The organism is Nostoc sp., assembly GCF_035638895.1.
Taxonomy (GTDB): domain Bacteria; phylum Cyanobacteriota; class Cyanobacteriia; order Cyanobacteriales; family Nostocaceae; genus Nostoc.
In genome coordinates, this window is sequence record NZ_DASQZC010000562.1 from 1 (window position 1) to 21,304 (window position 21,304).

Annotated in this window: 21 protein-coding genes; 5 read left to right on the forward strand and 16 right to left on the reverse strand. The window is 41.1% G+C overall.

The window, feature by feature from the left end; translation table 11 throughout:
* From VE944_RS27810 to rpmI, 5 genes are all read right to left on the reverse strand, one after another.
* Nucleotides 1-1,485 (reverse strand): copper amine oxidase (locus VE944_RS27810; RefSeq protein WP_324984953.1); only part of this gene is annotated, 1,485 nt, incomplete at its 3' end.
* Nucleotides 1,486-1,631: 146 nt separating this feature from the next.
* Nucleotides 1,632-2,156 carry a tetratricopeptide repeat protein gene (locus VE944_RS27815; protein WP_324984955.1) on the reverse strand — a complete coding sequence of 175 codons (525 nt, stop codon included), beginning with the start codon at nucleotides 2,154-2,156 and terminating at the stop codon, nucleotides 1,632-1,634.
* Between the two features lie 133 nt (nucleotides 2,157-2,289).
* Nucleotides 2,290-3,102 carry a transporter substrate-binding domain-containing protein gene (locus VE944_RS27820; RefSeq protein ID WP_324984958.1) on the reverse strand — a complete coding sequence of 271 codons (813 nt, stop codon included), beginning with the start codon at nucleotides 3,100-3,102 and terminating at the stop codon, nucleotides 2,290-2,292.
* 12 nt (nucleotides 3,103-3,114) lie between these two features.
* A complete protein-coding gene (rplT, locus tag VE944_RS27825) occupies nucleotides 3,115-3,471 on the reverse strand; it encodes a 50S ribosomal protein L20 (RefSeq protein ID WP_069069781.1) in 357 nt (118 codons plus the stop codon).
* Between the two features lie 19 nt (nucleotides 3,472-3,490).
* Nucleotides 3,491-3,688, reverse strand: a complete 198-nt coding sequence (gene rpmI, locus VE944_RS27830) for a 50S ribosomal protein L35 (protein ID WP_324984965.1) — start codon at nucleotides 3,686-3,688, stop codon at nucleotides 3,491-3,493.
* Nucleotides 3,689-3,801: 113 nt separating this feature from the next.
* Here rpmI and VE944_RS27835 point away from each other — a divergent pair, with 113 nt between their 5' ends.
* Nucleotides 3,802-4,326 (forward strand): GrpB family protein, encoded by a 525-nt coding sequence (locus VE944_RS27835; RefSeq protein WP_324984967.1) that lies wholly within the window; start codon nucleotides 3,802-3,804, stop codon nucleotides 4,324-4,326.
* 108 nt (nucleotides 4,327-4,434) lie between these two features.
* Here the strand turns inward: VE944_RS27835 and VE944_RS27840 are convergent, their stop codons facing one another.
* The 4 genes from VE944_RS27840 to VE944_RS27855 form a co-directional block, all read right to left on the reverse strand.
* Entirely contained in the window at nucleotides 4,435-6,495 is a 2,061-nt protein-coding gene (locus VE944_RS27840; RefSeq protein WP_324984971.1) for a ribonuclease catalytic domain-containing protein, read from the reverse strand.
* A 104-nt stretch (nucleotides 6,496-6,599) separates the two neighbouring features.
* Nucleotides 6,600-6,815: a 30S ribosomal protein S18 gene (rpsR, locus tag VE944_RS27845; RefSeq protein ID WP_012411240.1), complete on the reverse strand. Its 216-nt coding sequence runs from the start codon at nucleotides 6,813-6,815 to the stop codon at nucleotides 6,600-6,602.
* Between the two features lie 2 nt (nucleotides 6,816-6,817).
* On the reverse strand, nucleotides 6,818-7,012 hold the full coding sequence (rpmG, locus tag VE944_RS27850) for a 50S ribosomal protein L33 (RefSeq protein ID WP_324984979.1): 195 nt from the start codon (nucleotides 7,010-7,012) through the stop codon (nucleotides 6,818-6,820).
* A gap of 43 nt (nucleotides 7,013-7,055) precedes the next feature.
* Nucleotides 7,056-7,613: an RDD family protein gene (locus VE944_RS27855; RefSeq protein ID WP_324984981.1), complete on the reverse strand. Its 558-nt coding sequence runs from the start codon at nucleotides 7,611-7,613 to the stop codon at nucleotides 7,056-7,058.
* Between the two features lie 843 nt (nucleotides 7,614-8,456).
* Between VE944_RS27855 and VE944_RS27860 the strand changes: the two genes are divergently transcribed.
* Nucleotides 8,457-10,124, forward strand: a complete 1,668-nt coding sequence (locus VE944_RS27860) for an MBL fold metallo-hydrolase (protein ID WP_324984983.1) — start codon at nucleotides 8,457-8,459, stop codon at nucleotides 10,122-10,124.
* Nucleotides 10,125-10,194: 70 nt separating this feature from the next.
* On the opposite strand, the gene VE944_RS27865 is transcribed toward VE944_RS27860, so the two are convergent.
* From VE944_RS27865 to VE944_RS27895, 7 genes are all read right to left on the reverse strand, one after another.
* Nucleotides 10,195-10,506, reverse strand: coding sequence for a DUF6679 family protein (locus tag VE944_RS27865; protein WP_012408115.1), 312 nt, complete (start codon nucleotides 10,504-10,506; stop codon nucleotides 10,195-10,197).
* 614 nt (nucleotides 10,507-11,120) lie between these two features.
* On the reverse strand, nucleotides 11,121-11,339 hold the full coding sequence (locus tag VE944_RS27870; RefSeq protein WP_229454773.1) for a hypothetical protein: 219 nt from the start codon (nucleotides 11,337-11,339) through the stop codon (nucleotides 11,121-11,123).
* Between the two features lie 290 nt (nucleotides 11,340-11,629).
* Nucleotides 11,630-12,418: a Nif3-like dinuclear metal center hexameric protein gene (locus VE944_RS27875; RefSeq protein ID WP_324984992.1), complete on the reverse strand. Its 789-nt coding sequence runs from the start codon at nucleotides 12,416-12,418 to the stop codon at nucleotides 11,630-11,632.
* A 38-nt stretch (nucleotides 12,419-12,456) separates the two neighbouring features.
* Nucleotides 12,457-13,206, reverse strand: a complete 750-nt coding sequence (locus tag VE944_RS27880; protein WP_324984995.1) for a hypothetical protein — start codon at nucleotides 13,204-13,206, stop codon at nucleotides 12,457-12,459.
* Nucleotides 13,207-13,483: 277 nt separating this feature from the next.
* On the reverse strand, nucleotides 13,484-13,897 hold the full coding sequence (locus VE944_RS27885; RefSeq protein ID WP_324984998.1) for a secondary thiamine-phosphate synthase enzyme YjbQ: 414 nt from the start codon (nucleotides 13,895-13,897) through the stop codon (nucleotides 13,484-13,486).
* 74 nt (nucleotides 13,898-13,971) lie between these two features.
* A complete protein-coding gene (locus VE944_RS27890) occupies nucleotides 13,972-15,078 on the reverse strand; it encodes a glycosyl transferase (RefSeq protein WP_324985001.1) in 1,107 nt (368 codons plus the stop codon).
* Between the two features lie 114 nt (nucleotides 15,079-15,192).
* A complete protein-coding gene (locus VE944_RS27895; protein WP_324985004.1) occupies nucleotides 15,193-16,386 on the reverse strand; it encodes an aminotransferase class V-fold PLP-dependent enzyme in 1,194 nt (397 codons plus the stop codon).
* Nucleotides 16,387-16,545: 159 nt separating this feature from the next.
* Here VE944_RS27895 and VE944_RS27900 point away from each other — a divergent pair, with 159 nt between their 5' ends.
* From VE944_RS27900 to VE944_RS27910, 3 genes are all read left to right on the forward strand, one after another.
* Nucleotides 16,546-18,006 (forward strand): TM0106 family RecB-like putative nuclease, encoded by a 1,461-nt coding sequence (locus tag VE944_RS27900; protein WP_324985007.1) that lies wholly within the window; start codon nucleotides 16,546-16,548, stop codon nucleotides 18,004-18,006.
* 128 nt (nucleotides 18,007-18,134) lie between these two features.
* On the forward strand, nucleotides 18,135-19,319 hold the full coding sequence (locus VE944_RS27905) for an esterase-like activity of phytase family protein (protein ID WP_324985010.1): 1,185 nt from the start codon (nucleotides 18,135-18,137) through the stop codon (nucleotides 19,317-19,319).
* A gap of 285 nt (nucleotides 19,320-19,604) precedes the next feature.
* Complete coding sequence (locus VE944_RS27910; protein WP_324985012.1) at nucleotides 19,605-21,233, forward strand: serine/threonine protein kinase; 1,629 nt, start codon at nucleotides 19,605-19,607, stop codon at nucleotides 21,231-21,233.
* Nucleotides 21,234-21,304: the final 71 nt, after the last annotated feature.

Genomic DNA, 21,304 nt, shown 5'->3' on the forward strand with positions numbered 1-21,304 from the left:
CTCATCCATTGGCAAAGCTTTCACATTCATTTCCATCACAGCATTAGCCTGTCCATCGACATCAAAATCTAGGCGATAGTTGAAAAAGTGCTGGTGATTTACTCCGAAGATATTCTTAGCAATTAGCCGACCATAGGAATCATCCTCAGATTGCTTTTGTGCAGCCGTTCCCTGCGCCAGTACGATACCTGTTAATTCATTTTGGACTTCCAAAGTCCCATCCTGGTGAAAGATCCAATTGATGCTGTAATCATAGTTATCAATGGCCGCAGTCATGGTCATGACTAATTCTCGATTCCGACGGACATCATTACGCTGAGTGCCATACTCATAGTGCTTCCAGAGCATACCGTTATTTCGCTCGTATATGCCGATACTTCCTGGCATAACATAAGGTTCTCCGTCGCCATTAGCAAAAACAGCATCCAGCAAAAGACCGTTTTCAGGAATTTCCTTACCTAACTCCATCGTCGTTGCTAGGGAACCAAAATTGTATTCCCCAACATCAAATGCATTCCTAAACGACCAAGTAGGCTCAGGATCGCCATAAGGTACTACCATTTCTGATAAGCTAGCGCGGTATAAAACTGGTCGGATATTTTCCCCGTCCCTGTGTGTCACTTGGTAAAGCACCAATCCACTGCGGGGATGCATTACATAGCGAAACTTCCAACCTTGCCAGCTAATTTCATTGCCTTTAATCTGGAAACTTGCACCATTTGGTTGGAGAATCTTTAGTGCTTTAAGTGGTGAAAGTAATTTACCCAAGGACTTAATATCGTAGTTCCAGTTTTCCTTAGAAAAAGGAACTATCCCTCTATCCACGAAACTGGAAATTTTACCTGTGTTCAAATTAACGGTTCCCAATATTCCTTCAATTGGACTGCCGTAATAATTCCAGCGATCGCCCTTGTAGTAGAATAAACCCCGACAAAGACGGCTTCCTGCTGTTTCTTCCTGTTTACTCAGGATTCCTGGCGCCCAACAACTGATTTTGACTTGATTGAAATCTGTAATTCCCCGCTTTCGCATCGCTGTTTGCCATTGGGGATCGGATTTAAAAGCTTGAGTTGCCAGTTCATATTCTGAAGCGACGATCGCAGGTTGAACAGAGGAAATTTCTTTCCACGAACTTAAGGTTTTGCTTGTTAGGTTAACAATACCCTCATAGGTTTTATTTAGCGATCGCTCATAGATTACCAAAAAAGCTTTTCGTTGAAAAGCTTTACCAGGTGTAAATTTCAGAACTTCTTTTTTATCTGGTTCTTGTAAAGCGATCAGTGGAAAAGCTGCCATTTCGCTCAAAGTTTTTTCTCTTTTGATCACCGAAACGGCTGTACTAATTTCTGCCTCTGTTAGCGAAGTGAGAGGATGGGAAATCGAAGGCTGTTGAGCCGTCAATCTTCCCATTAATCCGAGTGATATAGAAATGGCGACAATGATAGTAATAACTAGCCACAAAAAACGCTTTAGCCGCTTAATCATCTTTTACATTTTTACAAAAGACTTATAGTTATCTATTTCCAAGCCTAAGCATGAAAACCGATAAATTAAGAGGCTAAAGCCAAATTAATTTGTTAATAGTTGGGGAGTAGGGAGTAGGGAGAAATAAACAATGCCCAACGCCCAATTTACGCAGAAACCAAACGACGTAAAGATTCAGCACGCCGTTTAGCAATAGGGTTATTTGGAGCCAATTTTAGTGCTTCTTCGTAACTTTGTAACGCCTGAGTAGTTAACTTTTTTTTCTCGTAAGCGTGACCGAGATTGTTCAACCCCGTTACGTAGTCTGGTTTAGCTTTTAGGGCTTCTTTATACTGACGAATTGCTAGGTCATATTGCTCTTGGATAAAATAGATATAACCCAGCCCGTTATAAATGGGGGCAATATTTTCTTCTCCCTCTTCTTGGGCAGTTTTGAGAGCTTTTTGAAACAGCGTGATCGCTTGAGAATACAGTTTTTTATCTGAATAAATACTGCCTAACTCGTAATATTCTTGAGTCGTACCCTTTTCTTTCTCTAACTTCTTCCGCAATCTTCCAAAGGAGCCTTCAATCTTACGAGTTTTGAAAATCTGGCGAAAAACGCTCACGGCTGCAATTGTGAGTATAACCACCAAAACTGAGAGATAAACAACGGCTAGACTGTTATCCATTGTTGCAAATACAAATATTAAAAGTTACTTCTGTAATCTATTATCAGCTTATTGGGCATGATAGAGATAAGGATAATTATCTTAACTCCTGTACAGACGCGATTAATCGCGTCTCTCGTAACTGCTAACTTACTTACGGTAAGCCCCAATATTGAACACGTTGCTGGAGCCAACCTTCGGCTAAGTAACGAGCGATCGCTTCATTCACATTCCGTCTTAACTCATCGTACTGCAATCCCTTGGGCATGACTACAGACAAGGGTTCAGTTGATAGCTTAATTGGCAATAGCCGATATTGGGGATATTGTTGCACCCAACCGCTCAGAACGCTAGCATCTGCGGCAAAGGCAAAGGCTGCATTACTTTCTATTTTTTGTCGCGCTTCTTGATATGAATTCACTCCTATCAACTCGGCGTTTGACACAAAGTAACGCACTTTAGCGATGGTGCTGGAGTTGTTGAGTACAGCAATTTTTTGTTTTGCAAAATCACTCAATTTCTGCACAGAGGCATCTTTTGTAACTAATACAGTGCTATCCAAATAGTAGGGAACACTGAAACTAACTATGCGGCTGCGAGATTCAGTTGCTGTTACCCTAGCGATCGCAAAATCAACTTTCTTGTCTAAGACTATAGACAAGCGATCGCGATTCGCTACGGGTTTCAATTTCACAGCCTCGGTACCAACCAAGTCAAGTGCCAATCGCTGTGCTAAGTCAATTTCTAAGCCTTGCAAATTACCGTTAGCATCTCTAAATCCCAACGGACGCAAGTTATCTTTAACAGCAACAGTTATATAGCCTCGCTGCTGAATTTCTGGCATTTCGGCAGCAGACGCAGTTAATCCTGTCCCCACTATGGAAAAGCAAGATATCCAAAAAATAGTGGCGGATAATACCAGATGTAACCGAGTAATTATTTCCCATCTGTTACATCTGTTATACATCCCTTGCCACCTTTATCCTTTAGCTTGATTTGCGAGTTCAGCAACTTTACCGAAGCTAGCTGGATCGAGGACTGCTAATTGTGCCAACATCTTGCGATTTAGTTGGATATCAGCTTTTTTCAAGTTACCGATCAACTGGCTGTAGCTCAAGCCGTGTTGCCTTGAAGCAGCGTTGATACGGGTGATCCAAAGGCGACGAAAATCGCGCTTTTTCTTTTTGCGATCGCGGTAGGCACTCCGTAGCGCCTTCATCACTTGTTGGTTGGCAGTTCTAAACAGAGTTGAGTGAGAACCGCGAAAACCTTTAGCTAGTTTGAGAATTTTATTGCGGCGTTTCCGAGCTACATTACCGCGTTTTACCCGAGTCATAACTTATTTCCTAAAATACTTACAAATATGGGAGCATCAAGTGCACGTTAAGTTCATCGCGTTCATGTACAAGCGCACTCTGACGCATACCACGCTTTTTGTCAGAAGATTTGTGCTCTAAAAGGTGGCTTTTGCCAGCTTTCCGACGGACGATTTTACCTGTGCCCGTGGCACGGAATCGCTTCGCTGCGGCTTTACGAGTCTTTAGTTTAGGCATTGTTTAGCTTTAATTCGACACGATCCATTATTATACTAATAAAATTGCTTGAATGGTAATTAAATAAAGGATTTAACCAACTACCATTGTTATAGACAAAATTAATTTCACCGATGGATGAAGTAAATATAGTCGAATATGACCCACGGTGGCAGACTTTGTTTGCACAAGAAGCCGAGCGTATTTGGCAGGTACTAAGCAATGACTTGGTTGTGGAAATTGAACATATTGGGAGTACGGCAGTACCAGGAATGGCGGCAAAACCAGTTATTGACATCATGGTAGGAGTCCGTTCCTTAGTAAATGCGAAATCTACTGTTCCGATATTAGAATCTTTGGGATACGTTTATTGGCGTGAAAACCCAGATCCTGGACGGATGTTTTTTGTGAAAGGAATGCCACCATACGGAAAGCAACGTACTCACCATGTTCATATAGTCGAGATTAACAGCGAATTTTGGGAACGCAAGCTATTTTGCGACTATCTGAGAAGGCATCCTGAAGAGGCGAAACGATATGAAGCTTTAAAACGCGATTTGGCAGCAACTTTTCGCAGCGATCGCGAGGCTTATACTAGTGGTAAAAATGACTATATTCGGGCTGTGATGTCAAAAGCACAGTGTGAAATTCGTAATTGAATCAATTGGGAACTAAATCCCCAACTAATTTAAGATCACCAAGAAAGACAATTACGCCCGAGTGTTTCACCAATAATTACGAATTACGAATTACGAATTACGAATTAGTTAATTCGTTGCTGTTTGGGCTTCTTGATAAACTATTTCTTGAAACTGGATCATATCTTTTTGCGGATCGGCGTGGCTGACTTTCACCAATATCTGTTCGCCCAACTTCACAGAACGTTTGAAAACCATTGGTAACTGCAAGCCCAAATCTTCTATTAAAATTAGGGCCAAGTTACTGTCTTCTCGCAGCCACATTAACACTGTTACATCCCAAGTTTCCTCTGGATGACGGCGTAAATACTCTAGAGCATAATATCTATTAGTTTGCCGTTCCACCATCGTCACTTCTTGGGTGATGCTGGTGACAGTCATCATTACTTCTTTAAGTTGATCTGCGGTAAATGGTAAAACTTCACCCCGCAAATGGGCTTTAAGTTGGAAGTGGGTAAGCAAATCACTGTAACGACGGATGGGAGAGGTTGCTTGGGTATAAGTATCCAAACCCAAACCAGCATGGCGCAGAGGCGTAATACTCATTTCGCTCTTGGGCATACAACGACGCATAGCGCAAGCGCGAACGAATCCGGCGGGAAGTAGCAGCAATTCTTCTTCTGGGGGTAATTCCGGTTGCGGCTGACCACGAAAGGGCAAAGGTATGTTATGAGCTTTACCATAACGAGCCGCAACTTCACCGGCAACAATCATCATTTCTGCGACTACTTGCCGCGATGGGGAATCGTCCAAAATATCAATATTGATCTCATCATCTTTGACTTTGATCATCGCTTCCGGCATGGTGATGCTAATTGCCCCTTGAGCATAACGCCAAGCTTTGCGCTTCTGCGCCCAAGTAGCGATCGCAGCAATTTCTGGTTCTGCTTGTACCCGTAATTGCAGCATTTCATCTACATCTTCGTAGGTGAGACGATAAGTCGGCTTAATCGAGCTGGTATGAATGCTGTAATCTTCTACTCCCCCAGTTGTATCTAAAATAATCCCGAAACTGAGGGCGCAACAAACGCGTCCCTGGATCAGACTCATTGGCCCAGTCGCTAATACCTCTGGGAACATCGGAATCATCCCCGTAGGTAAATAGACTGTGCTACCCCGCTTTCTCGCTTCCAAATCTAATTCATCTTCTGGTACTAACCATCGAGTCGGATCGGCGATATGCACCCACAGGCGTTCCCGCCCATCGGGTAGTACTTCCCAACTCAGACCATCGTCAATCTCTGTGGTAGTTTCATCATCAATGGTGTAGACCTTCAGGTGAGTCAGATCAAGGCGGTTTGTATCTGAGTCAATCGGCGGGAAATCCAAACGCTGTTGCGCCACTTCTAATACCTTATTAGGAAATTGGATCGGAATTGAAGAACGACGCAGGAACAAGTTTTCATAAGGACTCCAGCAACCCAAATCCACCAACAGCTGAAAGGCTCCTTGCGGTGTTGTGGGCCGTCCCAGCATGGTCATAGTTTCTAATACTGGAGCGCTTGGCGGATAAGCGCGAGCCAAGGAATCATAATTGACCCCTGTCCGCACGGTGTCAGCAAGAAGTGCTGCGTATTTTTCGAGTCCTTCTAAGCGTTGGCGATCGTGGCGCTGCCACTCTACTGCTTCACCTTTGAGCGCCTGCTCTACACGAGTTAAAAATTCCTGCTGTCCCTTAGCTTTTAGCGCCTCTACTTCCATCTGGTGCTTGCGTTCTGCCACCTGAGCAGCAGTTCGCGGCTCGTAAGCGTCTCCTTTTTGCTTGAAATAAAGTTTGTCGTCTGATAACAAGCAATGGGCGGCGTAACAAGGAGGCGCGTCTGATTCTGAAAATAACAGATTCGCCATTTGGTCGGGGGTGACTGTTTCCCCATCCTCAACCAATAATTCCCAAGCTACTTCTAAGCTAGATGGGTCTAAATAAGGCTTGATCTGCTCCAAAAAGCTGGCAATCTCAGAAGGCTTGTAGGTCTGCCCGGTAACTGTATAAGTTATTTGTCTAGGCGCGAGGCTGTGGGATTGACCACGTTCGTCTACCACAAACCAGCGGGTTTTACCGTCTGGGCGTTCTACGATGCCCAGACGGCGATCGCCTTGAACCCTAAATTCAACTAGCGTCCCCTTCTCCACAACTCTCGCACTTTAATTTGGTGAACAGTTGAAATAGTTTTAAGTTAGGAGTTAGGAGTTTTGATTCTTAACTCATAACTCATCACTCATAACTCATCACTCTTTTAGCCTTCCGCATTGATAAATGGCAACAAAGCCACAATCCGCGAACGTTTAATTGCTAATGTCAATTCTCGCTGTTGCTGAGATGTAAGCCCAGTAATCCGACGTGGCAATATCTTACCCCGCTCGGTGACAAACTTACGCAGTAAATCAACATCTTTATAATCGATTGGTTCTCCTGGCTTGATCGGAGAAAGGCGACGACGGAAATAACTCATCTCTACTTAATTTCCTTGTGAACGATATGTTTGTTGCAGTGGGTGCAGAACTTTTTCAGTTCTAGCCGATTAGTGGTGTTGCGGCGATTCTTGGTGCTGGTATAACGTGAAACACCAGCAGAACGCTTATCTGAATTTGTCCGGCACTCAGTACACTCTAGTGTGATAATAATGCGGGCACCTTTACTCTTAGCCATAATCTTACAAACAGTGAAGCCTGAAGAGAATTAACACAAATGACTATCTTCTCACATTCCGCCGCATATTATCAACTAATCTTTTAATTTTTATGTCAAGCGAGTAGCCACGACGCGACGAAACTATGAAAGTTCCACAATAGCGATCGTGTAAAGCCTGCCGCATCTGGGTATCAGAGAAGGCAGTTCCACAATCAATTGCTAGGGGAATTACTAGCAGTATAGCAGTGGGATTGGCTCTAATATTGCTAAGGGCAATTGACACTAAAAGGGCACCCAAGCCGACGATCGCCTCTCGCTTCACTAGTGAGGGCAAATCTGGAATTCTGCCTACTACTTCCCCATCTTCAACTTCTAACACCTTTAAATCGAACGCCCAACGCCCTAAACTTTGCCCTTGATTGTTGTATACCACCAGCACCCGCAAAATCAGCCAAAATATCACAAAAACTAGGATTTGCAGAAATTGAATCCCGATATCGCCGCCTCCCAGTAGGGAACTGACTAACCAGACACCAAGGAAATCAAGCCCCAATGCCATAACTCGTCGCCCAATTTCAGCCTTGGGATAGTGTTTTTGGGGAAGTCGTTCGATAGTCATACAACACAGGTATTTTTATTTAGGGGTTGGGAAATAATTGCTCCTGTTTTTAATATTAAGGTGATGACTTGAGTTTGGCGTTGAGACTAGTTTTGGATGAATAGAGCGTTTTTGGTAAAGTTTAGTAAATTATTAAACGTTTGTATCTAAAGAGCCTCAAAAGCTTATTTGAACAGTGGGTCAATCCTAACTACTGAGGATTTTTAGAGGTTTTAGAGGATTGCTCCTGGTGTCATATTCGTTTACATCTAAATAAATAGACATGTGAACCGAAAGGTTCTACAATCTGACTGATTGCGGTAAATTTACCTATTGCCCAATCCACATAAGCATAGTAAAGATTTTCTAGTGATTACGTTTGATTGCGGAAGCACTAAATTAATATAGGAAAGTCTTTAAGTAAGGGACAGCAAAAGAATGGATGTAAAGCTGATTCTAGCTGGATTGACAGTTATCTTTACGCTTTCGTGCTTATTTTTTGGCACGAAAAATGGATTCTATGATTCAGATAACTATCACGGCAATGGCTCTGCACATTGAGATGAATCTGTAAACGCTTGGGCGACTTCCCCCCGTAGGGTGAGTTGGTTAAGAGCGTTCAGAACTTGCAAAAGGAAAAGAAACAAGAGGCATCCTTGAGCTAGTAGTTTGATGGCTTCTGGTTAGTCCACCTTTCTGAACCAGTGCGGGTTCAGTGGAGGCGTCCTCCCCAATCAAAAATCTGTATTCTCAGGGTGTAGGGGCGCACGATAAAACTTACCCCCTAAGTCACAAAACCAAAATTTGTGTAATTTTTGGCTTTTGGGATATGTCCATGATGATGAGGTTTGAGGGGAGGAGAGCATGAGGGATAATCTGTCGGCATCCTCTCACGTAGATGCTGCCGAAGGGGGTACTGAATTAGAATGTTTCCCCTATAGTGTCCAGCATTACGATGAGGGTGTGTGTTTATTGGTGAAGATGGGTCCACACCGCATCCTATTGGATTGTGGTTTGGAGGATATTTCATCGCTGGCGAAGGGGCTTACTAAGTCGGTACCTGGAACTGGTTCGCCCCCACCAGCAGATTTTGTTTTGATTAGTCACGCCCACCCAGATCACGCCAGAGGCTTACTGGCACTTCATAAAGCTTTTCCAAAGTTACCTATTTATGGTAGCGAAGTAACCAGCAAGTTACTGCCGTTGAATTGGCTAGACCAAGATCCTGAGAAAATTTCCGAATTTTGTCATGCCTTGCCGTTGCGATCGCCTGTGGAATTCCAAGATGGTTTGGTGGCAGAATTATTTCCCGCAGGGCATCTACCGGGGGCTGTGGCAATTCTTCTTACCTACACCACTAAGCAGCGTACTTATAAGCTACTGTATACAGGAGATTTTTTCCTGTCAAACTCCCGGTTGGTAGAAGGTTTGCGTTTAGAGGAACTGCGAGGATTAGACTTGGATGTGCTAATCATTGAAGGCAGTTACGGCACATCCCGTCATCCTCACCGCCGAAACCAAGAAAATCAACTAGCAGAACGAATTAATCGCGCGATCGCTGACCATTGTTCTGTAATCCTTCCCACTCCTGCTTTAGGATTGGGTCAAGAATTATTAATGCTCTTACGCTCTCATCACCACTTCACCGGACGAGATATAGATATCTGGGTAGATGGTGCTGTTGCAACTGGGTGTGATGCCTACCTAGAACTATTACCTCACCTTCCCCCATCTGTACAGAACTTCGCCCGCCATCAACCCTTATTTTGGGATGAACGGGTGCGTCCCCGCGTGCGTCGTTTACAAGCAGAACATCGTCCCACTGTGGGTAAGTCACCTTGTATTGTCCTTACCGACTCTACAGATGATTTAGGTAAGCACTGCCAACTAGACACAGGCCCTTGGCTAATCCTGCTACCAGAAAAAATTGATATAAAAGTTAATAAAGAATATCTAGCACCCACCACTGTTGAAACTTATCTCTTGGCTCAACATAGTGATGGCCCTGGTACTACGCAGCTAATTCATAATTTGCGGCCCCAGCACGTCATTTTTGTTCACGGTTCACCTGCCTACTTGGCAGACCTGACTAGCTTAGAGGAGTTGCAAAACCGCTATCATATCCATTCCCCGGCGGCTGACATTTTAGTAGAATTGCCTATCGGCGATACATTTTTACAACCGGCAGCACCAGAAACTAATTACGAAGGTGAACTGACAGAGCTGGGAACAGTAATCACAATCACCCTAGCCGATGTGATTACTACTGATCCTCGTTGGCGGCAATTTGCTGATACTGGTTTAATCGAAGCTCGTTGGCAAGGCGAAGAACTAGTATTGAGGGGATTGTCTCAACGAGAATTACTCAACCAAAATAGCGATCGCTATACATGGACAGATGTAGACTGTTGCGGTACTTGCCGACACCAAAGGGGGCAGCGATGTTGGAATCCAGCTTCCCCGTTGTATAACTTTAAGGTAACTCTAGAAGGTTACTGTCCTGCTTTTGAAGGTTTGAATGATAGCCAATAGTCATTAATCCGGTGTCTTTTGTCATTTTTAATTAATGACCAATGACTAATGACTAATGACTAATGACTAATTATTCTGGATTCGAGTCAGTGTAACGGTTGTGGATGCGTTCGGCTTCGGGGCAGTCTTCAGTCATCAAAGGCTCCACATTACCGCGTGGTACTGAAGCTAGTTTTTGCGTTACAGCACCAATGCTCTCGAGGCGAACCATTTCTTCCCAAGAACAAACTTCGTCCTCTTCTTCTGTTTCATAGCGTAGGGTCACTAAATCTCCCTCTATGTCGATGATGCGGGCGCGTTCAATCCAGCGTTGCTGGTCCCGCAAGAAAACACATACCTCGCGCCCATCGCAACAGAGTTGATAAATCTTGCGGTGTAGCATGTACTGTTTCTGCCTTTTTAAACAACGTAGTTAAACCTGTCAAAATCTGGGTTCTACCCAATTACATTACACCTTTAAGAGGTTAATTTCACCGTTCAGAACAAGTATGTTTCATCACCCAATCCCAAAACTTGCATGTAGTTGTCAAATATTGGAAAATGTTGGGTCAGAAATCAATGCTTGCAGCAATGAACTTAATCTCCCTCCGGCTCATTCTACTCAATGTCTGCTTTATCGAAGTCAAACAGTTCCGAACCTGTCCTAACCAGGCTCATATTTGCTGGTGAGTCCTTGTTACTATTATGTAATAAAGAATACTCAAAACCAATCGTTGATTGCGGTTGTTTAACTTGCCTACTTTTAATCATTGGCATTGCTGGGAAGTCCGGGGACTTGATTTTACTTTTACCCATGTGTATATGATCTTAACTCATTCTCTTGCTGACCTTGATGATTTTCAACAACAACACCTAAATAGTTTTGATTTTTGAAGGTTTTTGCCTGATGATAGCTAATTAAAAGGCAACGGAGTAGAGGTGATAAGCTTCAAAGGCAAAGGAAATGGTGAGATAAGGTGAAACATGGGAAAATTACCCTCTGCTTATTTTGGAGTATCAGCAAGATTTATATGGTAGCGGAAATTCCATAAGCACGTTCGATGAGGAGGCTTCTCGTTTAATTTTACCTGCCCGAACTGCATCGTATAGGGCTGCAAGGGCTGACAAATCCTCTTCCTTCCAGCATTTAGTGACAAGCACTTGATGGAGTAATCCCTCAGATTCAACACTAAGATATCCAGTTTGGAAAGCAGATTCAACGAGTGTACGAATCATCTTGGTTAGGACAGAGTAAAAAATTGTTACGTCAAGTGTGGAACATTTACCTCTGATATTAATTGATATGGAACATGAATATCATGTGATTATCATTACACCTAGTTAGTGATTTAGATCACATCAATCGGTTACAATATGACATTTGTGTGCATTTATCTATTCATGTACGCAGATAATGGTTACAAAAAACTTTAGTTTCAGTACTGAGGTGGCGTATAATTTGACAAGATTAAAAGATAGGAAAATTTTTAAGGAAGTTTCCCAAAAATATAGTGAAACATAAGCAATCAAGCAAAAAACTGGCGGAAATCTTCATCCTTTTGGCTTAATTGCACCCAGTGTAAATTTAAGGACTGGAATTTTTGCACCAAGCGATCGCAAGCTGGACGTTCGGTAGCGTAATGTCCGGCATCGATTAGAATGAGACTGCAATCGCGGCTTTCTTGAAACTGATGAAACTTACAGTCAGAAGTTAGATAAGCTTGAGCACCAGTTTTGGCGACGGCTGAAATGTAACTAGCCCCCGAACCACCCAAAACAGCAACTCGTGAAATTGTTTGCTGTAAATCAGTAGTTGGAGAAAAAATCAAATTAGGAGAAGCAAGTCGGGTTTGAATGGTTGCAAGTAACTCCTGTAATGTCAGAAATGGCTCTAGTAAACCAACACGACCATATCCTAATCCTGCTTGTGTAGGTACTATAGGAATAACTTCTTTGAGTTCTAAAATTTGAGCTAGAACGTCAGCAGTACCATCCTGCACTTGATCGAAATTTGTGTGGGCAGTGTAAACACCAATATTGTGGGTGAAGGACAACCGTACCATTTCTGCGATCGCTTCACCAGTGCGTAAAGATTTAGGAGGAGTAAAAATCAAGGGATGATGGGCAAATATCAGATTAGCATTTAGAGCGATCGCTTCCTGCATTACTGCCAAAGTCGGTGTCAAACATACTAAAACCCGTGCTTTTTCCTCCAACACTCCTGGTTCAATCTGCCAGCCGCAATTATCCCAACTTTCACACCAAGCGGGATTTGCCCACGCTTCAAACCAAGTAATTAAGTCAGCAATTTTCATAACTATTTTCTTCAGCAATTTTTAATTTTAATTGCTAATCAGTGTTTCTGAGGTTGAATATTTAATTTTAATGCTAATTGCTGGCGCATTTCTTGGAAAGGTTTGTTCCAGACAGGGCTAGCATTCCAGTTCCACACTGCGACTGGGATAAGTTCTTCTTGGGCAAGACAAGTTAACAAACGATATTCATCTTCTGGTTCACGAGAAAAAGTGAAGGGATTACGGTAGCCTGTGTCACATAGTTTATAACATGTAACCTGACCGTGATTAATCCGTTGTAAAAGTTCTTTACCTTTGACAAGCAAATAATCTAAAAAAACTGGACTAAAAGGCTCTATGTGTGCGCGTTTTTGTGGCTCTTTTTGTACCCACCTTGCCCACTCAAACCCATACATAAAATCGTGAACATAACGAAAGCGGATTTCTGTTTTACTTCCGAACATCTCCGTCAGTAAAACCATCTTTTCACCAAAAAGCTTTAAAAAAGGAACAGCACTCTCATCTGCTATGAGAGCCTGCCTTAGCATACTACTTACTAAAAAGTCAAAATCCCAGAATATATTTTCTGGAAAGTTTTGCAATTGAGTACGGACTATAGATTCGATAGTTTGCTGAAGGGTTATGAGGAATTGAATTTCGGCATTTTCTTCAGTAATTAAATTCCCCAATTCTGCGAAACTGGTAATTAATGTTTTTTGGGGATTAAGTGATAATACATTAATAGACTGTTGGGCAAGGATCTCGTCAATAAAATGGAAAGTATGAGTTTGTGTGACTTCTTGCTTCATAGTAATTGAAATAGCCCAAACACCTTACACTAAATATTAGTTTATATCGAAATAAATAGGTTTTTAAATAATCACAAATAAACTTTACTTTTGAATTTACAAATTGACACAAATTATTTGGCGTGGATCTGATTAATTTTCGTTACAAAGCGATTGCGGCGAAATTTACTTAATGCATATCACCGCGAGTTTATGAGATTATAGCTAAAGCGTAAGCGTGATAACCAGAGTATTTAAACTCTACAGAACTCCACCTTAAATAAAACTTGAGAATCGGTTATCCAGAAATATGGACAACCAATTCTCTTAAATGACTGCGCTGGCGATGTTCCCAAATATAAATTCCTTGCCAAGTTCCCAGTACTAAATGACTACGATTAATAGGGATATGTTCAGAAGTGTGGGTGAGTGCGGTACGAATGTGTGCCGGCATATCATCGGGGCCTTCTGCATCGTGAATGTATTTTCCCGATTCTGGCACGAGTTTTGCCATAAAGTTAGCTAAATCCACAAGGACATCGGGATCGGCATTTTCTTGGATGACTAAACTGGCTGAAGTGTGGCGTAAAAATAGAGTACAAAGACCAGTTTCAACTCCCGATTCTGCAACTGTGGCTTCAATTTTTGCAGTGATATTGTAAAAAGATTTACCAGTGGTGGAAATTTTTAGTAGCTTTTGGTAGTGAGTCATCTAGAACACTGTTATTGATGTTGGTAAGAGCTAATTAGCGGTTGAATCTGCTGGATGTTACCATTGTTCTACTATTAATTTATGTTGTTTTGAACAAATTTATTCGACTCGAAATAATTAATTACAGCATAAGCGATCGCTTCATTACCATCCTTAGCAATTGGTTCAGATTGCTTTGGTAATTGAGGTAATTCACGCAGAAAATCCCAAGTCCCTTGAAAAAACTCAGATGGGGTGATGATTTGATGCTGGTTATAATTTGTAACGCCTTCTATTAGAAAAGTTGCTTCAGCAAAGTCCTCACGGGGGATGGTAACAATAGGTACTCCTAAGAGTGCGGCTTCAGCAAAAGTACTGTAACCAGGTTTAGAAAGGACTCGTCCACAAATAGACATAAAATCTACAGGGCGGTATTTGCGATCATCAATTTTCACTAAATTAGGTAAATTAGGAGCAGATTGATCAAAGACGATAAATTGCCAATCTGGAAATCGCCGCAGGCTATCGTAGGGAATTTGCTGTAAACCCAAGCCGCCAAAGGTTAACAAAATAGTTTTTTCTACTGGTGCAGTTATTCCCCAAAGAGAACGTAAATTATCAGCAGAGTGACGGGGGGAACCGCCTGTTAAACCGACATCTGTGATATTGTTAAAAGCTTGCATCGGTTCGTGGAAGGGCAGACGAAATAGGCGATCGCATTTTGAGTACCAATCACTAATCCAATCTGCAACTGCGATAAATTCGCCTCCCCAATCTCGGTAGATAAAGTCCCAGCCAAAGTTACTCATCATCCAGCAGGGAATATTTGCACCTTTGGCAAACCCAGGAGCGAGGAAGGGAATGTCTGCCAAAATGAGATTAACGCGATTTTGGCGGATAAAATTCACTTCTGAAGCAATGAAGGAATTTTGATGCTTTTTAATATTCAGCAACTTTTCTAAAGTCGCTACTTTATCCATTGTCAAACTATCGGTTTGCACCACACCCAAATCAAATGCACGGGGACGATAAATAAAATCGCCTTCTATATAGCACTCTAGCAACCAGCGCGGGGCAGTAGTTACCAGAATTAGCAGAACTTCTGGACATAATTTTTGAATTGTCGCAGCTACAGAAGCAATACGGGTAGCATGACCAAAGCCGTGGTTAGTTATGGCTAAGTATAAGATTGGGCGTTCCATTTTCTAGTTAGGAGTCATTCAATTTTGGATTTTAGACTTTAGATTTTAGATTTTTACTTCAATCCAAAATCTAAAATCGGCAGAGTTAGGTGTGAAAATTATAATTCCTAACTTTTAATTAGTTTTGCTAAAACCTTGAATCGCCTCAATCAATTGGTCGATTTCCGATTCTAAAGTAAAGTAATGGACGGTAACTCGTATACAGCTAGGATCGGCAATTGTCCGAGTTAATATTCTTTGTGAGTCTAAAAATTGCACTAACTTGAGATTAGCTTGGGGCTGATTATTCAGCAGTTGGAACGAGACGATACCGCTTTCGGGTGGAGAAGTTCGCAGACACTTGACATCAGGTAACGCCACTAAGCGCCGCCAGAGGTAAGCACTGTTTTGACAAATTTGCTCGTAACGTTCCTGTGAGGTTCCCCATTGCTGATGGATTGCGATCGCCTCCCGTAATCCAACATACAACGGATAAGCTAATGTAGACACTTCATATCGTCGCCCATCTGGAAGCCAATCCACAGGCTGAGATTGACTATCTACAACAATGCCATTCAAACCAATAAAGGTAGGTTTTAGGCTTTCTCGTGCTTCTGGCCGGACATACAAGCCACCAGCACCCGCAGGGCCACATAACCATTTGTGACCAGTGAAAGCATAAAAATCTACACCCAATTCTGTCAAGTTTAAAGGCAACAAACCAGCAGATTGAGCAGCATCTATCAGTAAAAAAGAATGATTATTTCTGCATACTTCGGCAATTTTATCAAGAGGTAAAACTTGACCAGTATTCCAGAAAACATGACTTAATATTACAAGACGGGTATTAGGGCGTAAGTGCTGGGCAATAACTTTTACAGGGTCGCCCTCATTTAAAGTCGCCTTAAGAGGACAGGTGGTAACTTCCACCGCAAATCTTCGCGCGATTTCCTGTGTTGTGGCAATTACGCCTGGATGTTCGCAGTCTGAAAGCAGTATATGGTCGCCAGCACGCCACTCAATGCCCCATATAGCGATATTACAGCCAACAGTAACATTCTGGGTAAGAGTAATTGTTTCGCTTGGTGCATTTAACTCAGAAGCGATCGCTTCTCTTGCAGCTTGAGTCTGGGGCGCTATCCAGCGATACGCCTCATTACCAAAGGGGCCTATTTGCTGAACATAAGCTTGAGTTTGGGCGATCGCATCCATTGCCCTTTGGGGCATCGGCCCTTGTCCCCCATAATTGAAATAAGTCTTATTCCCCAAAGCCGGAAATTGCTCTCGATGGCTATGCAACCTGGTTTGTGTGGCAGAAGTACTGGTCATACCAATTTTAGATTTTAGATTGTAGATTTTGGATTAGTCAGAAGTTATTGATCGTTAGTTATTTTTTACTCATCTCCCTCATCCTCCTCCATTCTCCCACTCAATCATTAATTGTCTGAGTTACTCCCAGAGTGTACTAATTCTTGTTAACTTAAAAGAATGCTAATTAATGCTGAACTCCTACTGCAATACCAACGCTGTAAACGTCGCACTTTTCTAGATATCCACGGTGACAAAAGTCAGCGTGATGCTCCCAATGAGTTGCTGCGGAAACTACAACAGGACAAAATCGCTCATCAGCTAAGTGCTTTGGCAAAGGTGACTTATCACCAACCAGATTATTCTTATGGAAACTGGGAAGCGGCAGAGGCAGCAACTTTAGAATTGATGCAGCGTGGGGTTGAGTACATCTATAAGGGAGTATTGTTAGCAAATTATTCTGAGGGATACACCTTGCTAAGTCGTCCAGATTTACTCGTCAAACGGCCAGGAAAATCTTGCTTTGGAGATTGGATGTACGTTCCGGCTAGTATTGAACTGGGTAAGCGTCCTAAGCAAGAATATCAAGTTGTTGCCGCATTTCACGCCCAGGTATTGGCAACAATACAGGACTTAGCACCAGAAACAGCTTGGCTGATATTGCGTACCAAAGAGAGAAATTATCCTGTGGATTTGCTCAAATGGACACCACGGATGCAGCAGATTGTGGAGGAGTTGATTCAAGTTTTAGAGTTACAAAATCCGCCAGAGGTGTTTATTTCTCGGCAAAAGTGCAATCTTTGCCATTGGTATACTCAATGTTATGCGATCGCTCAATCTGAAAAACATCTCTCATTATTACCAGGTGTAACACCTCTTCGCTACACTCAACTTCAAGACGTAGCTATCACCACGCTAGAATCTCTGGCTAACACCAGTCCTAGCACCTTAGAAAACCTAGTTGGTTTTGACAGGGAAGTAGCGCCAAAACTCATAGTGCAAGCTCAATCTTCACTGGAAAAACGACCGTTAATATTACCCTACCCGCTACCAATAAAAGATATTACATTTACTGCACCCATAGAGCTTTACTTTGATATTGAGGCGCAGCCAGACTTGGATTTAAATTATCTCTTGGGGGTTTTGGTCGTTGATAGGCTTGCCAATACAGAAGAATTTTATTCGTTTTTAGCAGATAAACCAGAAGACGAAGAATTAGTTTGGCAGCAATTTTTGGATTTGGTTTGGCAATATCCCGAAGCGCCAATTTATCATTTTTGTGTCTACGAGTTTGATACAGTTAAACGGTTGGCAAGGCTTTACAAAACTCCTTCCTCCTTAGTGCGTCCTGTACTGAGTCGATTTGTGGATGTATATGAACAATTAACGCAAAGTGTAGCATTACCTGTAGAAAGTTATGCCCTGAAAGCGATCGCTCGTTGGTTAGGATTCGAGTGGCGCGAAAAAGAAGCTAGTGGTGCTAAATGTATTTACTGGTATGATCAGTGGCTAGAAACAGGCGATCGCACCTTACTAGAAATTATCCAAAGCTACAACGAAGATGACTGTCGCGCTACTCTCAGAGTGAAAAACTGGCTGGTAAACTTTTTTCAGGATGAATATGGTTTGCGCCTAGCTTAAGTAATTTCGGATTTTTTAAAGCTTTTCAATTGCTTAGAATACATGTTATTTATAGCGGTGTACAGATGTGAACCCTGCTTATTTTAGCGTGATATCTTATTTATAATTTTCCCATTTTAACAAAATATATGCAGCTAATTAAAAATATCTTCAAACTTCCACAAATTATTTACTTCTTTATCCCAATTATAATTATCATTCTTTTATTCAAATTTTTACCCATAAATGCTGTTCAAATAAGTAGCATAGAGTTTATTGGAGAAGCTACTTTAGGAAAAGGTTTAAACTTACAAAAAAATCAAGTTGGAGGTTTATCGGGAATTACATATAATCCCAAAAACAACCTTTATTATGCTATTTCCGATGACCGTGGACAAAAAGCTAATGCCCGTTTTTACACTCTGAAAATCGACTTAAGTAAGGGTTCCCTACAAAAGGTTAAAGTTGTTCCTGTCAGCGTTACCACATTATTAAATGAAAATGAGCAAACATTTCGCCCTGGTGAAACTGATACAGAAGGTATTACCTTAACTAATAAAGCAACTGTATTTATTTCTTCTGAAGGCGATGCTGCAAAATTAATTAGTCCTTTTATTAAAGAGTTCTCATTATCTTCTGGCAAAGAAATTACTACACTTCCCATACCAAACAAATTTTTGCCCAACAAAAGTGGTGAACAAGGTATCCGCAACAATTTAGCTTTTGAAAGCCTTACCATCACACCCGATAAAAAGCATTTATTCACAGCTACCGAAAATGCTCTAATTCAAGATGGTGTCGCAGCGAAAGCTAACATCGGTACTCCTTGCCGGATTTTGCAATACAACTTGCTCAACAATCAGCCAGAAAAGGAATTTCTTTACCAAACAGAACCAGTTTCTCCCTTTTTGAATGTGACTGGCAAATTCGTTAGTGGATTACCTGATTTACTTGCTCTGGATAATCAAGGACACTTCCTAAGTTTAGAACGGTCTTTTACTGGTTTAGGATTTGCTATTTCTCTGTTTCAGGTTTCTTTAGAAGGATCTGATGATATTCATAAGATAGATAGCCTTTTAGCAGTTGGCTCTAAGAATATTAAACCAGTTCAGAAAAAACTTCTCTTAGATTTGAGAACCCTAAATGTATTGCTAGACAACATTGAAGGCTTAACTCTTGGCCCTAAACTACCCGATGGTCAGCAATCATTAATTCTCATCAGTGATAACAATTTTAACTCTCTGCAACGTACCCAGATACTAGCCTTTAAAATTAAAATTGAAACACCACTAATCAGATTATTACGCCGTTTCCTCCCGAATCTCAACCTTTAACTGTACAGAGGTATCAGGGTTTTACAATTATTTATTTTTACCTGTGTATTCACGGAATCTACTAGCCAGCTTTATCTAGCTTATTTGTAGTTTCCGTGTAATTTCTCAACCGTATTGCTTAATAAATATGTTACACAATGTTTAGAAGAATTTTCCGCTAGATGAACCATGATTACAGGATATGATTAATTTTCTATAACTTATGATAATTATTAAATTTAAATTTAATAATTAGCTAGACTTATTCAAGTATTTTGCCAACAATATTTTTCATTAATAATTTTTATGTTACCAAGTAAAATTGAGAATATGGTAGGGCAAAAAGCAGAATTAGACAATTACATTGGACAGTTATTAAATAATCGCTATTTAATAAGAGATTTGATTGGCAAAGGTGGCATGGGTAGAGTTTATTTAGCAGAAGATACTGCTAAAGGTGGTATGGCGATCGCAGTCAAAATTTTATCACTCAGTTTGGCGAACCAGCACATGTCCCAACGCTTTGCTAGAGAGATTTTTATCGGCGCTCAGTTGGGCCGCAAAAGTAAACATATTGTTCGCATATTAAGTTATGGCGTTACTGAAGATAAGACTCCATTTTATGTGATGGAATACCTGCAAGGAAAAAATCTCAAACAAATTCTTAAAATTCAGCCCTTAACAATATCGAAGTTTTTAGATATTTGTAATCAAATTTGTTTAGGCTTACAATGTGCCCACCAAGGTATCAGCCTCAAAGGAGAGATTTATCCCATTGTTCATAGAGATATTAAACCAGAAAATATATTCATTACTGAAGATAGGAAACAAGGAGAAATTGTTAAAATATTAGATTTTGGTATTGCCAAGTTTCTAACAGAACGAAGTGGGATGACTCTTACAGATTCTTTTATTGGCAGTTTGCCTTACTGTTCTCCCGAACACATGGAAGGGCGAAAATTGCTAGATGTTCGCTCTGATATTTATAGTTTGGGAGTACTAATGTTTGAGATGCTGACAGGAAAGCATCCATTCCAGATTCAGACAAAAAGTAACTCCTTTGGTACTTGGTATCAAGCGCATCGCTTTCAAATTCCACCTACCCTTGAGGAAGTAAATCCGCAAGTAAAAATCCCGCAGGTGTTAGAAAAAATAGTGATGAGTTGTTTAGCTAAAGATGTAAGCGATCGCCCTCAAAATATAAACCAAATATTAGAAGATTTAGAAAAAGCCAATATTCAGATTAATGAGCGTATTCCTAGCAATAGCAGTGACATTATTAAACTTTCATGCCCGGTTCAATTAATACCTTCAACTTTATTATCAGAACAAGAGTGTTTGCAGAAGAATTGGCCTAAAAATAAACCAATTGCGCCAATAGGTTTTCCCCATTTACTACAAACAACTGAAAGAGCTATACCAACTTTTTGGGCAATGTTACCCAAACAAGAGATTACAAAATTTTTGGATAAAATACATGGTACTGAATTTATTAGTAAAATAAATGTTTACCCGATGCTATTGTGGGTAACTGTACTATATGATACCCAACCTTCTATGACTAAGTGGTTACCTTATTTTCTGGATTTGAAAGATAATAAAGGCCAGAATATAGCACGTAGTTTAGCGGAAGTAGGTTACTATCATCTACTATTTTTTGCCATAGAAGATCCAACTCGTTGCTCTCATGTAACAACTTTAAGCCTTACAGCTAATCAGCGCCAGCAACTTATAGATTGCTTAGAGATGAGTCAGCCTTCAAATGAATTAATTCTGTCTAATCAAGCCAAAAATCTTCTAAAAACAGATTATGAAAAGCTGAAGTTAGAAATCTTACATAAGTTAGCCGCAGAGCAAAAATCTGAGACAGAAGGTTTAAAAAGTTGGATGGATAAATTTTTGAAAATGTTTTTAAACCTTTTGTCACGTCATTGAAAGTCTGCTATCAAAAGAAAAATGTTTGTTCCCATTACCTAATTATATTTTTATGTGTGTATTACTAACTT

Coding starts and splice junctions, on each gene's coding strand:
- VE944_RS27815 (WP_324984955.1), bottom strand. CDS start 2,156: ATGGATAACAGTCTAGCCGTTGTTTATCTCTCAGTTTTGGTGGTTATA.
- VE944_RS27820 (WP_324984958.1), bottom strand. CDS start 3,102: ATGTATAACAGATGTAACAGATGGGAAATAATTACTCGGTTACATCTG.
- rplT (WP_069069781.1), bottom strand. CDS start 3,471: ATGACTCGGGTAAAACGCGGTAATGTAGCTCGGAAACGCCGCAATAAA.
- rpmI (WP_324984965.1), bottom strand. CDS start 3,688: ATGCCTAAACTAAAGACTCGTAAAGCCGCAGCGAAGCGATTCCGTGCC.
- VE944_RS27835 (WP_324984967.1), top strand. CDS start 3,802: ATGGATGAAGTAAATATAGTCGAATATGACCCACGGTGGCAGACTTTG.
- rpsR (WP_012411240.1), bottom strand. CDS start 6,815: ATGAGTTATTTCCGTCGTCGCCTTTCTCCGATCAAGCCAGGAGAACCA.
- rpmG (WP_324984979.1), bottom strand. CDS start 7,012: ATGGCTAAGAGTAAAGGTGCCCGCATTATTATCACACTAGAGTGTACT.
- VE944_RS27855 (WP_324984981.1), bottom strand. CDS start 7,613: ATGACTATCGAACGACTTCCCCAAAAACACTATCCCAAGGCTGAAATT.
- VE944_RS27860 (WP_324984983.1), top strand. CDS start 8,457: ATGAGGGATAATCTGTCGGCATCCTCTCACGTAGATGCTGCCGAAGGG.
- VE944_RS27865 (WP_012408115.1), bottom strand. CDS start 10,506: ATGCTACACCGCAAGATTTATCAACTCTGTTGCGATGGGCGCGAGGTA.
- VE944_RS27870 (WP_229454773.1), bottom strand. CDS start 11,339: ATGATTCGTACACTCGTTGAATCTGCTTTCCAAACTGGATATCTTAGT.
- VE944_RS27875 (WP_324984992.1), bottom strand. CDS start 12,418: ATGAAAATTGCTGACTTAATTACTTGGTTTGAAGCGTGGGCAAATCCC.
- VE944_RS27880 (WP_324984995.1), bottom strand. CDS start 13,206: ATGAAGCAAGAAGTCACACAAACTCATACTTTCCATTTTATTGACGAG.
- VE944_RS27885 (WP_324984998.1), bottom strand. CDS start 13,897: ATGACTCACTACCAAAAGCTACTAAAAATTTCCACCACTGGTAAATCT.
- VE944_RS27890 (WP_324985001.1), bottom strand. CDS start 15,078: ATGGAACGCCCAATCTTATACTTAGCCATAACTAACCACGGCTTTGGT.
- VE944_RS27895 (WP_324985004.1), bottom strand. CDS start 16,386: ATGACCAGTACTTCTGCCACACAAACCAGGTTGCATAGCCATCGAGAG.
- VE944_RS27900 (WP_324985007.1), top strand. CDS start 16,546: ATGCTAATTAATGCTGAACTCCTACTGCAATACCAACGCTGTAAACGT.
- VE944_RS27905 (WP_324985010.1), top strand. CDS start 18,135: ATGCAGCTAATTAAAAATATCTTCAAACTTCCACAAATTATTTACTTC.
- VE944_RS27910 (WP_324985012.1), top strand. CDS start 19,605: ATGTTACCAAGTAAAATTGAGAATATGGTAGGGCAAAAAGCAGAATTA.